Below are 13,559 nucleotides of genomic sequence, written 5' to 3'. Positions count from 1 at the left end.
ATTTATTTCTTTACAATATTTATTCTAAGTTGTTTATCTTCAATAATTACTTTCTCTCCGTTTACCAAGCTACTATCGAATATAATATCGCTTGCGAGAATTTCGTTGCAAATATAGGCTAAATTGTTCTCAACTGCTTCCGCGAACTCTGTTTCTCCGCTAATCTTAACAATTATTTTATCCGTAACCTCTAAACCCTGACTTTTTCGTATGTTTTGAATGCGGTTTATCAATTCCCGGGCAATTCCTTCCTGTTTTAATTCGGGGGAGATGTTAACATCCAGCGCCACGGTTAATTTCCCGAGATTTGCTACTTGCCAACCCTCTACATCCTCCGCAATGATTTCTACATCGTCTAACCCGATAGTATATTCAGTTTCGGGAAGCTTCAATAGACCCTCATTTTCCAATGTTCGGATCTGGTGAGAATCGAGTTTAGAAATTGCCGAACTAACGAGCTTCATGTCTTTGCCGACTTTTGGCCCTAATGCTTTAAAATTGGGTTTTATCTTCTTTGTGATAATTCCTTCAGTGTCTTGAATATATTCAATATGCTTGATATTTGTTTCAGAAAGGATTAAATCTTTTACGCTTTCTACTTTTTTCTCGAACAGATTATCTAAAACAGGAAGAAGTGTTTTGTTCAAGGGTTGTCGGACATTGATACCGGTTTTCTTTCTTAACGAGAGTACCAATGACGAAATATCCTGAGCTAGTTTCATTCGCTCTTCGAGCTGCGAATCAATTAAACCTTTATTTCCTTCCGGGTAGTCGGAAAGGTGAACCGATTCAACGTTCTCTTTGTTTGTGACTGAATTAAGATCTTTAAACAACCGGTCACTAAAGAAAGGGGCGATCGGTGAGATTAGCTTAGAAACGGTAACCAGACAAGTATAGAGTGTTTGATAGGCCGATATCTTGTCGTTCGAATAATCACCTTTCCAGAAACGGCGTCTGGACAAGCGGACGTACCAATTGCTCAGATTTTCGTCGACAAAATTTTGTATCGCCCGTGCTGCTTTTGTCGGTTCGAAATCAGCATAATACTGATCCACCTCGATGCTTAGGGTATTGAGAAGAGAAATGATCCACTGGTCAATTTCCGGGCGATCCTGAAAAGGGATCTCTTTTTCTGAATAACTGAACTTATCGATATTGGCATAGAGGGCGAAAAACGAATACGTATTGTATAAAGTTCCGAAAAACTTTCGGCGAACTTCATCCAGGCTTTCTTCGTTGAACTTTAGATTGTCCCAAGGCGCCGCATTGCTGATCATATACCAACGGGTAGCGTCTGCACTGTGTTTTTCGATGGTAACAAACGGGTCTACTGCATTGCCTAAACGTTTAGACATTTTGTTCCCATTCTTATCAAGAACGAGTCCGTTAGAAACTACATTTTTAAAAGCCACAGACCCATTGAGCATCGTTGATATTGTATGAAGGGTAAAGAACCAGCCGCGTGTCTGGTCGACCCCTTCAGCGATAAAATCAGCCGGATAAGCAAGATCAAAACCCGCTTTAAATGGGTTTTTTTCGCCTTTCGCTAGTTTTTCAGGGTCAATTCCCCATTGTGCGTAGGGCATAGCACCCGAATCGAACCATACGTCGATTAGATCTGGTTCTCTGAATAATTTTTGTCCATCATCTGAAACAAGCACCAGATTATCAACATAAGGACGGTGCAGGTCAAAGTTGTTTTCATCTATCTTTGTCAGATAGTCCTCCAGCACCGCTCTCTCATTTGCATTAATCACTGTAGCTTCAAGACTTGTTTTGATTCTAGCCTTTAATTCAGTGATGGATCCGAGACAAATTTCTTGCTTTTCGTCCTCGCTCCGCCAGATAGGCAGGGGTGTTCCCCAATATCTAGAACGGGAGAGGTTCCAATCCACGAGATTTTCGAGCCAATTGCCGAAGCGACCCGAGCCCGTAGCTTCTGGTTTCCAGTTGATGGTATTGTTTAATGCTACCAACTGGTCTTTTACAGCCGTTGTTTTTATAAACCAGCTATCGAGCGGGTAATATAAAACCGGTTTGTCTGTTCGCCAGCAATGTGGATAACTGTGTTCATAGCGTTTTACTTCAAAAGCTTTGTTTTGTTCTTTTAATTGGATAGCAATCAGGACATCTGTAGGCTTAAAATCAGATGCATTGCGAATATCGTCAGGATAGTATTCTTCCTTAACAAAACGTTCAGCATAGTCGGTGATTTCTTTTACGAATCTTCCTTGGCGATCGACGATAGGCAAGTCCTTTCCGTTCTCATCCTTTACGATGATCGGCGGAATGTTATTTTCCCGACATACTCTAAAGTCATCCGCGCCAAACGTTGGAGATGCGTGTACAATACCTGTACCGTCTTCTGTACTAACAAAATCACCCGAAATCACACGGAATGCTTGCTCTTCTATTTCTGGTGAGCTTACATACGGCATTAGTTGATGGTAACGTAAGTTCACGAGTTCGCTGCCTAGGAATTCGTCTACTATCTCCCAGGGTATTAATTTATCGCCAGCTTGGTATGCTTTGAAATCTTGGTTTTTAGCTTCTTTTTTGAAAAATTTCCCAATTAGATCCTTGGCTAGAATAACACTAACCGGTAAATGTGTATATGGGTTGAACGTTTGTATTTTTACATAGGAAATATTTTTTCCAACTACCAGCGCTGAGTTTCCCGGAAGCGTCCACGGAGTTGTGGTCCAAGCAATAAATGCTGTATCTTCCTCCTCGTATGCAAATATTCTATTTAGTAACGGATGTATTTGATCTCTACGAACCCGGAACTCTGCGACAATCGTAGTATCTCTGACCATTTTATAGGTGCCCGGTTGGTTTAACTCATGAGAGCTTAATCCGGTACCCGCGGCCGGTGAAAAAGGCTGAATGGTATAACCCTTATATAAATACCCCTTTTTATAGAATTCTTTTAAAATATACCATAACGTTTCGATGTATTCATTTTTGTATGTTATGTATGGGTCTTCGAGATCAACCCAATAACCCATTTTCTCAGTGAGGTCATTCCACACATCCGTATATTTCATCACTTCTTTACGGCAATGCTCATTATACTCTGCAACTGTGATGGTTTTGCCAATATCCTCTTTCGTAATTCCGAGTGTTTTTTCGACAGCAAGTTCAATCGGTAGTCCGTGTGTGTCCCAGCCTCCTTTCCTCTCGACTTGGAAACCTTTTAAGGTCTTATATCTGCAAAAAATATCCTTGATGGTTCTGGCCATAACATGGTGGATGCCAGGCATTCCATTGGCAGACGGAGGTCCTTCATAGAATGTATAAGGTTTAGAAGAGGGTCGGTTTGTTATACTCTTTTCGAAAATCTTATTGGCTTTCCAGTTATTCAGAATCTCTTTCCCGATTTCTGAAAGGTTTAATTGTTTATATTCTTTGTACATCAAGTATTTGCATCTTAAAATTGAGGATGCAAAGTTAAGAATAAATGATTAATATGGAAATGGGGAGAGGTATACATGGAGTCGTCTAGACCTTGTTCTGGATGAACGATGATTTGATATCTATTCTATACCTATTTAGTCCCTATTTTTGGGTCAATGAACGGGAAGAATTGGGAATCAATTGGGAATTAATTGAGAATTAACAGGAATAAATCTATTGTCAGGTTTATCAAATTATATAGCATACCTTTAAAAAGCTATTCTTAAATTTGCTGTAATGCAATGACCTAATGATCTCTGATAATGAAAATGAATAGATACATAGGAAGAGGAATTGTTCTGACACTGGCCGGTATTGGTATTGGCCTGTTGGGGAATTATCTTCAAGAGACTGACCATGGGGTTTACCGATGGGTGCTCATCGCTGCTGTCATCGTTTTTGGTATCGGCTTCTTAACGATCCTTTATGGTTTGATCAGAAAAATTGAGCGGAAGAGTATTTTGGAAGAGCGGTCGGAACAGCGTGTTGAAGACGAAGATAATGAAGAAACATAATTTTTTAGATTCGTTTATATATGCTCTCCACGGATTCCGAGACACTTTTAAGAGCGAATATAATTTTAAAGTCCATTTAGCGGCAGCTATTATAGCGTTGCTTTTGGGTTTTTTATTGAATATTTCCATCGGTGAATGGTTTTGTATTTGTTTGGCGATTTGCTTAGTTTTTGCTGCGGAATTGTTCAACACAGCGATTGAGTCCCTCGCTGATGAGGTTTCGTCCGAAGTCAATCCACAAATTAAAAAGGTGAAAGATGCAGCTGCTGCTGCGGTTCTCATCCTATCAGTTTTTGCCTTAATATGCGGGGTTTATATATATGTGCCCAAAATACTTGCTATCGAATTTTAAAGTAATATGTTGCATAAGACCAGAGGAATCGTGTTGAAGACAATTAATCACCGGGAAACGAGTGTGATTTGCCAGATATTCACTGAAAAATTTGGGTTACAATCTTATATTATTCACGGGGTAAAGAGAAGCAAGGCAAAGATACATATTAATATATTGCAGCCGCTCCATTTGTTGGACATGGTTGTCTATCATAAGAGTACAGGGGGGATACAGCGAATTTCAGACGCGAGGCAATCGCCAACTTTTCTGCGTATTCCCTATGATGATAAGAAACGATCGCTTGTTATTTTTCTGAATGAAGTATTATCCAAATGTTTAAAGCAGCAAAGTCCTGATGAGCCGCTGTTTGAATACATATACCATGCGATTATATGGTTGGATCAGTCGTCAGAAACCCCGTCTAATTACCATCTCTATTTTTTATTGCGACTCAGTAAGTTCATGGGCTTCTATCCATCTGTTTCTCAGGAGAAATTACCGTTTTTTGATTTAAAGGAGGGTGTCTTTTGTTCAAGCGCTCCCTATCACAACCTCTATCTGGATGAAAAACAAACTCAACAGTGGTTGGCTATTCTGTTGAGTTCGTTTCAAGATCTGAAGAGAGTGCATATTTCATTAAATGATCGTCGCGTTCTTCTGAACCATTTGATGGAGTATTATGCACTTCATGTTGATAATTTTGGGAACATAAACTCTCATTATATTCTAGAAGAGGTTTTTAGCTAGTGTTTATGATTTAGAATACCTTTCTTTCTATGGCCTTGATGACAGGCTCAAAAAAGTCTACTTTATTAAGTTTTCCGGCATTCCCCAAGCCTCCCGGACTAAATACGTTAACCTCCATCAGTTTGTCGCCAACGATATCGAGACCAGTGAGGAACATGCCGTCTTTAATTAATTTGGGAGCCACTTCTTCTACGATTTCATAGCAACGTTTGGACAGTTTGGCAATTTTCGCCGTACCTCCTTGGTGGATATTGCTCCGTATATCGTTTTTTGCTTGCGTACGATGTAGGGCAGCGGTTTTGCCATCGACAACAATAGGTTGGCCGTCCAACAAGAAAAGGCGTATGTCGCCATTTTTAGCGTCGGGTAGGTATTCTTGAGCGACAACAAAGCCATCGCGTGAAATTGCTTCAACAATTTGATTTAGATTCTTTATATCGTCTTTAATCATAAAAACGTTCTTGCCACCTGATCCCTGCAAAGGTTTCAGGATAATATGCTTGTCGAAATGTCGATAGAAAGCCTTGATATCATCTATGTTTCGAGTGATAATCGTCTCGGGTCGGACGCTCTTCGGAAAATACTGGAAATACATTTTGTTTAATGCACTTGCTAAGGTATCGGGGTCGTTTAAAACAACGACGCCGTGTCTTTGTGCCAGTTGACCAAATACGATTCCTGAATTTTGCGCCCAGGGGCGGCGCTCGAAATCGATCGACGGGTCATTCCTTAATACAAGAACGTCTAATTCTTTGGCGGTTATGAGTTCTTTTTTGACCTTTTTAACGGCATTTAAAAAGGTTTCGTTCGTTCGGAATTGTTTATCCGGGCCTTTCCGCGCATGGGCTCCCATTTGCTCATCTTGGAGATATACCAAATCTCCTACACCAATGTAATAGATTTCATGACCCATTCGACTGGCATGCAAAGCCAATCCGGTGGTGGTGTAAGCAGGAACTTCTTTAGGTGTTTGATTGACAACAAATCCTATTTTCATATTTTTATAAGGTTAGGTGTTTTTTTATTTGTTAAATTATAATATTTACTTGTGAATCATATTGAAAACGTTTCCACCCGAACGAATGTTTTCGTATTTGACTAAATATTTTTCATCTAAGTAGCGTGGTTTTATAGGAATCTTGGTTAAGATTTCCCGGTGTACAAGTTCCTGTATAACAGTTATATAGTCTTGTCTTATTTTGCCGATTAAAAGTGGTTCCAAGCTTTTTCCTTTTTTGATATACTCGATGATATTGAGTAAACCTTTGAGATAAACGGCATCTTTTGTTAAACCACCGCCGCGATATACGCGCATCGCAATTGAAAAAGCTGCGCTTTCACTAAACTGGTATTTATCGACGAGTAAGAAAAAAGTATCGATAAATGAATTTCCAGAAACCATTTGATGGACTGCAACCACTCGGGCCGCGATGGTTCTGAGTCGGCTCAGCGTTAGGCCATCAGCCATGTATTCGGCGAATACGGCCAATCCTTCTTGGAGCTCTTCATATCCAGGGACGCCGATATAGAAAAGTTGGAGAGGTTGTGCTTTCCCGTTATAATAGGTAACAACGTGGGTTCCTATTTCATGTTGCAGAAGTGCAAAAGCACGTTCTTCTGACACTCGGAAGTTTTTGTTAATGTTCAAGGTGCCTCTATTGACTAAGATACCTTCAATATCATCACGAATACGAACCGCAGTCGATATTGAAGGATCCTGGAGTTTTAACCACTCTAATTCCTTTTCGGCCATTAGGGCAAACTCTTTTGCAGAGATCATTTTCTTTTTCTTGGTTGTCTCTGGAATTTCAATTGCAATCAGGATAGCTTTAGCTGTTTCAAGCAGTTTTTCATCGATTGGCCCAAATAGTTGTAGGCTAGTCAGCATAAAGTCAGGCTTTTCTCTTTCTGCCATCATGTATAGCATTCGATCGATCTCTTTTCTTTTATCACGAAAAAGAAAGGCTAAGGTCGGGTCTGAGATTTCTTCTATGGGCAGATTGTATATTTTTCTTTTAATTAGCTCCGGATCGATCGGCATCGGTCTGTAGTGAAAGACCGGTTCTTTTAAGAAGTTAGACTTTTTGAAATCTTTCCAAGCTTCATCCACATTGAGTGGCGTCACAAGAAGAAGAAAGTCAAACAAATTGCTATAGTGGGCTAATTCTTTATCAATTTCAAAGACATTTTTTCTCAGACTGGTTGTTCCCAACATTTGAAAGTTAGATGCATTATAGGACGTATGCATTCTCACAAACTCAAAGAATCCCTTTCGAATGGCTTTGCTGAATTTTGCTCGGAGGTCACGCAGAAATAAAGGATAAGCCCTGCCTGTTGCTTCATTCATGTATACAGGTGCGATTTCTAAACCTATAAGGGTTATGGAAGATTTGTTAGCTTCTTTAGCATCTATGAGTGGTTTGTAATAATCAGGGGTGGCTACGTTTTTACCTTTATTGATTTCGGCTTTTAGGAAGTTGCCGAGGATGTTTATTTTGGACAGCTCGGTCTTTAGTTTTTCGGCAACTTCGAGACCACTTTTCTGACCAACGTGTATCGTGAACGGTGAAGGGTTGTCTTTTTCCGCTAACCAAACTTCTAAAAGTAGGAAGCCCTTAAACCGATCAGCTAATTCATTGGCTACGCTTTCGATTATTTCAGTTGTTTGGCTGCTGTCTTGTGCGTGAAGGTAAGACGATTCAGTTTTTCCTAAACGCGATGTAAATCCGTCTTTGCCACTTGGTGGAATTCTGTAAACCACCATAAAAGGTACCGGTCTTTCCATGTTAAACAGTCCCTTCGCTGGTAGTGTTACCCGGATTGGCTCGTCACTTTTTATTTTACTGATGATGCGATTGACAGTCTTCTTATCTATTGTTTTATGTTCGGCATTGTTTGTCATAGTCAGGAATTAAGGGCGACCTGTGCATTCTTTGTTAGAAATGATATAGAATCCCGAAGAGCCTGCCGTATATCCCGGATATGGTCGATGTCTCCCCGTCCGGTCCATTCATCCATAAATGTCTTTTTAAATTCAATTGATATTACACAGCCCTGCTCTGAGTAATGCTGATTCACCCATTGAGAGAACCCGCCGCCTTTAAATTTGATATTTTCCCTTACATCGGGATGATGGTTATTGATTATACATTTTGACAGGAACGTCGCGTAGTTACTGATCAAAGGTCGCCATCGGGGATGATTATATTCTGATCCGATATTGATTTCAGGGTTTTCCTTTTCGTTAGCTAAGGTGAATGCATTTTCTCGGCGATGGTTATATGAATGAATATCCAGAATGATGAAATAGCCATGTTTGTGAATAATGTCCTTTATGAATTTTTCTATTTCTGAATAAAACTCGTGATAATAAGCCATCTGTTTTTCTTCCAGCTCGATTGGGAATTCATTCTTCCATACTTCTAACCCCCAAGCATCTTCTGGTCTTTTATAAATAGCCTGATTTTCCAGACGATTGAGATCGACATAAAATCGGGATGTATTAACAAAAACCTTATTGACCGGAAGGTTGGCCATATAAGCTGTATAGGGATCTTCCTCTCGGAAGCGTTCGTGCTCTTTGAGCTTGATATGCCTCAGAACATCAGGTGGAATGAAGTGTCCATCGTGTAAGGCGAGAGAAATAAAAGGAGAATCTTCTTTGTAGATTTCGTAGTTTGTATTCATCAAAAAAATCTGTTGTTGATATTTAACAGATTTTTTTGATGAATGTTTGGTGGTCAAGGGGCTGAGTTTGACCAAAGTTGCTTAAACTGTGTCTATGTCTTTGAACTAAGTGCTTTGTAATAAGGTGCTCCAGCCTGTTAGTTTTGTTAGAATAGAATTCAGTTCACTGATTGACACGCGTTCTTGCTCCATTGAGTCACGATGACGTATAGTCACTTGATCATCTTCCAATGTTTGATGGTCTACCGTAATACAAATCGGAGTACCTATTGCGTCTTGGCGACGATAACGTTTCCCGATCGAGTCTTTCTCATCGTAGTGCATATTGAAGTCAAACTTCAACCCAGTGAGGATCTTTCGAGCCTTTTCAGGAAGTCCATCTTTTTTTGTCAACGGAAGCACCGCCGCCTTAACTGGTGCGAGTGCCGGATGAAAGCTCAAAACAGTACGACTATCTTTCTTTTCTGTTGTGCTGAGATCTTGTTCTTCATAAGCGTTGCAAAGTGCCGTTAGAAACATCCGGTCCAGACCGATTGAAGTCTCGATTACATATGGGATGTAATTTTGATTTATCTCTGGATCGAAAAACTGCATTTTCTTTCCCGAGAACTCTTGATGTTGCTTGAGGTCAAAATCGGTTCTGGAGTGAATGCCTTCCACTTCCTTGAATCCAAATGGAAACTCGTATTCGATATCGACAGCTGCATTCGCATAATGCGCAGGCTTGACATGATCGTGGTACCGGTACTTCGACGGGTCAGCTCCTAAAGCGAGGTGCCATTTTAGTCTGGATTCTTTCCATTTCTCATACCATTCCATTTCGGTGCCTGGACGAACAAAGAACTGCAATTCCATTTGTTCGAACTCTCTCATTCTCATTATAAATTGGCGGGCGATCACTTCATTTCTAAAGGCTTTTCCAATCTGTGCTATCCCAAATGGAACTTTCATTCGGCCACTTTTTTGCACGTTTAGGAAGTTGACGAAAATACCTTGAGCGGTTTCCGGGCGAAGGTAAACTATTTCTGATTCGTCTGCCATCGCTCCCATTTTTGTGGAGAACATCAGGTTAAACTGACGTACATCAGTCCAGTTTTTCGTGCCAGAAACGGGGCACACGATTCCATGTTCAATGATGATTTCTTTTAAACTGACTAGGTCATCATTTTTGATCGCCTCATCCAAGCTAGTTTGAAGCAAATCAGCCTTTTCTTGTTTGCCATCCTTTTCATACCGTGTAATCTTATCTTCAATCAACTGATCGGCCCGGTAGCGTTTCTTTGAATCTTTATTATCGATCATTGGGTCGTTAAAACCATCAACGTGACCGGAGGCTTTCCATATTTTTGGATGCATAAAGATTGCTGAATCGATCCCAACGATGTTTTCATGAAGTTGAACCATTGATTTCCACCAATAGGTTTTAATGTTGTTCTTTAATTCACTTCCAAGTTGGCCATAATCGTAAACTGCGCTTAACCCATCATAAATTTCACTCGAAGGAAATACAAAGCCATATTCTTTGGCATGTGATACTACATTCTTTAATATATCGTCCGTTTTACTCATAGTATGACAAATATAAACCGATTTATGAAAAGTTATACTTATTTGCTGCTAATTGATCGAAAAAGTATAATAAATGTAATTATTGACGATTGTTAATCGGATTTTGGTAAGGATTATTATATTTGTTAACATCCGAATTTTAAAAAAACATTTATGATAATAGCTGTACTCACGGGTTTTCTTCTTGCGTTTTTTCTGCTATGCTTGACTAAGCCATTGAGTGCAAGAATGTCCATGGTATTATCGTTTTTACCGGTAGGGCTATTTGTTTATTTTGTCACATTATTGATCAGGATATTTTCTGGTCCGACTTTGTTTTATAACTATTCTTGGGTCCCGTCAATGGAGATCGATTTGCAATTTAAGGTCGATGGCTTATCTGCTCTTTTCAGCTTATTGATTACGGGTGTTGGTGCTTTGGTTTTTCTGTATTCTTCCTCCTATATGAAGGAGCATCGGTATATTAATCGCTTTTATGCTTATTTGAGCATGTTTATGGCCTCGATGCTCGGCTTGGTTTTAGCGGATAACCTGTTGTTGTTATTTATTTTTTGGGAGTTAACAGCCATTAGTTCTTTTTTTCTGATTGGGTTTAACAATACGAGCGCAGCATCGAGGAAAAGTTCATTAGTCGCTTGGGGTATAACGGCGGGAGGTGGGTTCTTCTTAATGGCGGGCTTGGTTTTTATCGGTAGCATTGCAGGAACCTATTCTCTTCAGGAGATGTTGAACTCCAGCGAAGTACTGAAAAGTCATCCTCTGTACGGACTTATCTTATTTTTCTTCTTTATGGGAGCATTTACCAAGTCCGCTCAGTTCCCTTTCCATTTTTGGCTGCCTGGGGCTATGAAGGCGCCTACGCCTGTTTCTGCTTATCTGCATTCGGCCACGATGGTAAAGGCCGGGATTTATTTGATAGCTCGGTTTACACCGATCCTCGGAGGGACTATCTACTGGAATAATACATTATTGATAGTAGGTGGGATAACCATGCTTTACTCAGCCTTTCATTCTATTTTTAGAGTCGATATGAAAAGCGTATTGGCTTACTCGACAATCTCAGCTTTGGGTATTTTAGTGTTTTTACTGGGGCTCGGTACACATGAAGCTTTCGTTGCGGCTATTGTGTTTATTGTCGTACATGCTCTTTATAAAGCCGGTTTGTTCCTAATTACAGGAGTAATTGATCATCAAACGGGTACGCGTGATTTAACTAAGCTCCGCGGTTTGCGTTATTCGATGCCCATATTAGCTATTGCAGGAATACTGGCAGCATTGTCGAGTGCGGGAATACCTTTGACGGTCGGGTTTATTGGGAAAGACCTGATTTATGAAGCAACATGGGGCGGTAGCAATGCTGTATTTCTTACCGCTTGTGCCTTGGTTGTTAATGTTTTGTTGGCCTGTGCTGGTTATTTGGCTGGAATAGGTCCTTTTCTGGGTTCAAAATCAGACGAGATAGTGGTTGATCACCATCCATCTTTTTTGATGTGGTTGCCTCCTTTACTTCTTGGTGTGTTAAGCATTGTTCTGGGCTGTTTTCCGGGTATAATGAACGAGATCGTTCAACGTGTTCTACTATCTATGCAGCAAGAAGAGGAATTGGCGTTAAAGATATGGCATGGGTTTAATACGATATTAATCATCAGTTTGGCAACTATCGCGTTAGGGGTAGTTTTATTTTTACTATGGAAACCTTCTGTAGGCAAAATGAATATTGTTGCCCGGTTGGAGCACATTTCTCCCGAAAGTATTGCTAAGGCTACTGCACGGATATTTACCGATATTGCGGCGAGGTATACGCTTTTTATGCACAATAACTACTTGCGGTCGTACTTGCGAAAGATTATGTTGTTTTTTGTGTGCTTAATCGGTTATTACTTGATTAAAAACGTTCATTTACAGATCAATCTTGACAATTTAACGGCGATCAAGATATATGAGGTTGTGGTGTTCCTCATTATGGTAGTAGCGATTATTACGGTCATTATTTCCCCTTCTCGTTTAGTCGCAATAATCGGAACCGGTGTGGTAGGTTATTGTATTTGTTTGATCTTCGTTTTCTTTGGAGCGCCAGACTTAGCAATGACCCAGTTCACGATTGACACGCTGACAACCGTCCTTTTTGTTCTCGTACTGCTTCGGCTTCCTTCGTTCCTCAACACGAAAGATGGTTTGGCCAGAACAAGAGATGGAATTCTTGCTGGGTTTGTCGGTTTAATAATTTCAGTTATAGCATTGCAGGTCTTGAATGAACCGACTGATAAGACGGTTAGCATGTTTTATGCGGATAATGCTTATTTGTTGGCGAAAGGAAAAAATGTAGTTAATGTCATTTTAGTTGATTTTAGAGGTTATGATACTTTTGTGGAAATAACAGTTTTGACAATTGCTGCCATCGGTGTTTTTGGTATGCTTAAAATACGATCATCAGAAATTGAATAAAAAATGAAAATTCTTTTACTTCGGACAGCCTCAAATTATTTGCTACCGCTTTTATTGTTGTTCTCTATTTTCACATTGTTGCGAGGACACTACGAACCGGGAGGTGGATTTGTTGGAGGGTTGATAGCTTCCATTGCTTTTATCTTGCATTCTTTGGCTCATGGACTGGAAAGTACGAAAAAGATTTTGCGAAGACCCCCTTTTTTCTTAATACCTATAGGGCTCGCGGTAGCGATACTGAGTGGTTTATTGCCTTTATTTTTCGGGCAACCCTTTATGACAGGAATGTGGATGGACAACCCTCTGCCGATTATAGGCTTAGTTGGAACGGCATTATTTTTTGATATTGGAGTTTATATCGTGGTTATTGGGGTTACGCTAACTATACTGTTCACGATATCAGAAAGCATTTAGAATTATGGAGTTATTAATCGTTTTTTTAATTGGTCTTCTGTATGCAGCCGGAATTTATATGATGCTTAGACGGAGTATGGTAAAGCTGCTTTTGGGGTTATTGTTATTAGGGAATGGAGCCAACCTTCTAATTTTCTTGTTGGGCGACCTTCGAGAGGGTAAACCTCCTGTAATTCCTGCCGATTCGAATATTTTTATGGAGGTTTATGCTGATCCAATACCACAGTCCTTAATCTTGACCGCAATTGTTATAAGTTTTGGATTGCAGTCTTTCGCGATTATCTTATTAAAGAAAGTTTACTTGGCTACCGGTTCAGAAAATTTAGATGACTTAAATACTCACGAAGAAGATATATGACAGACAATTTTATTGTTCTACCATTAATAATGCA

Annotated in this window: 11 protein-coding genes; 6 read left to right on the top strand and 5 right to left on the bottom strand. The window is 39.9% G+C overall.

What is annotated here, in order from left to right; all coding sequences use genetic code 11:
• Nucleotides 1-2: 2 nt before the first annotated feature.
• Nucleotides 3-3,416 carry an isoleucine--tRNA ligase gene (ileS, locus tag D3P12_RS00975; RefSeq protein WP_118193237.1) on the bottom strand — a complete coding sequence of 1,138 codons (3,414 nt, stop codon included), beginning with the start codon at nt 3,414-3,416 and terminating at the stop codon, nt 3-5.
• 309 nt (nt 3,417-3,725) lie between these two features.
• On the opposite strand from ileS, the gene D3P12_RS00970 reads away from it, so the two are divergent.
• The 3 genes from D3P12_RS00970 to recO are packed head-to-tail and all read left to right on the top strand — an operon-like array spanning nt 3,726 to nt 5,052.
• Complete coding sequence (locus D3P12_RS00970; RefSeq protein WP_118196919.1) at nt 3,726-3,971, top strand: signal peptidase; 246 nt, start codon at nt 3,726-3,728, stop codon at nt 3,969-3,971.
• A complete protein-coding gene (locus D3P12_RS00965) occupies nt 3,958-4,323 on the top strand; it encodes a diacylglycerol kinase (RefSeq protein ID WP_118193236.1) in 366 nt (121 codons plus the stop codon). The genes D3P12_RS00970 and D3P12_RS00965 overlap by 14 nt, the downstream gene beginning before the upstream one ends.
• 6 nt (nt 4,324-4,329) lie before the next feature.
• Nucleotides 4,330-5,052: a DNA repair protein RecO gene (gene recO / locus D3P12_RS00960; RefSeq protein WP_118193235.1), complete on the top strand. Its 723-nt coding sequence runs from the start codon at nt 4,330-4,332 to the stop codon at nt 5,050-5,052.
• A gap of 10 nt (nt 5,053-5,062) precedes the next feature.
• On the opposite strand, the gene D3P12_RS00955 is transcribed toward recO, so the two are convergent.
• The 4 genes from D3P12_RS00955 to D3P12_RS00940 form a co-directional block, all read right to left on the bottom strand.
• The gene (locus D3P12_RS00955; RefSeq protein WP_118193234.1) at nt 5,063-6,049 is read right to left on the bottom strand and encodes a glutathione synthetase; all 987 of its coding nucleotides are present in this window, start codon (nt 6,047-6,049) and stop codon (nt 5,063-5,065) included.
• 45 nt (nt 6,050-6,094) lie between these two features.
• The gene (locus D3P12_RS00950; RefSeq protein WP_118193233.1) at nt 6,095-7,954 is read right to left on the bottom strand and encodes a flavohemoglobin expression-modulating QEGLA motif protein; all 1,860 of its coding nucleotides are present in this window, start codon (nt 7,952-7,954) and stop codon (nt 6,095-6,097) included.
• Between the two features lie 2 nt (nt 7,955-7,956).
• A complete protein-coding gene (locus tag D3P12_RS00945) occupies nt 7,957-8,739 on the bottom strand; it encodes an N-formylglutamate amidohydrolase (RefSeq protein WP_118193232.1) in 783 nt (260 codons plus the stop codon).
• Nucleotides 8,740-8,844: 105 nt separating this feature from the next.
• A complete protein-coding gene (locus D3P12_RS00940; RefSeq protein ID WP_118193231.1) occupies nt 8,845-10,308 on the bottom strand; it encodes a glycine--tRNA ligase in 1,464 nt (487 codons plus the stop codon).
• Nucleotides 10,309-10,461: 153 nt separating this feature from the next.
• Between D3P12_RS00940 and mbhE the strand changes: the two genes are divergently transcribed.
• From mbhE to D3P12_RS00925, 3 genes are read left to right on the top strand one after another with little or no spacing between them, the layout of a single operon-like run.
• Entirely contained in the window at nt 10,462-12,753 is a 2,292-nt protein-coding gene (gene mbhE, locus D3P12_RS00935; RefSeq protein WP_118193230.1) for a hydrogen gas-evolving membrane-bound hydrogenase subunit E, read from the top strand.
• A 3-nt stretch (nt 12,754-12,756) separates the two neighbouring features.
• On the top strand, nt 12,757-13,167 hold the full coding sequence (locus tag D3P12_RS00930) for a Na+/H+ antiporter subunit B (RefSeq protein WP_118193229.1): 411 nt from the start codon (nt 12,757-12,759) through the stop codon (nt 13,165-13,167).
• Between the two features lie 4 nt (nt 13,168-13,171).
• Nucleotides 13,172-13,525 (top strand): Na+/H+ antiporter subunit C, encoded by a 354-nt coding sequence (locus tag D3P12_RS00925; protein WP_118193228.1) that lies wholly within the window; start codon nt 13,172-13,174, stop codon nt 13,523-13,525.
• Nucleotides 13,526-13,559 lie beyond the last annotated feature (34 nt).

It is taken from the genome of Pedobacter indicus, from assembly GCF_003449035.1.
Classification (GTDB): Bacteria; Bacteroidota; Bacteroidia; order Sphingobacteriales; family Sphingobacteriaceae; genus Albibacterium; species Albibacterium indicum.
Note: the sequence above shows the minus strand (reverse complement) of the source record. Positions and strands in the feature narration are given on the sequence as shown.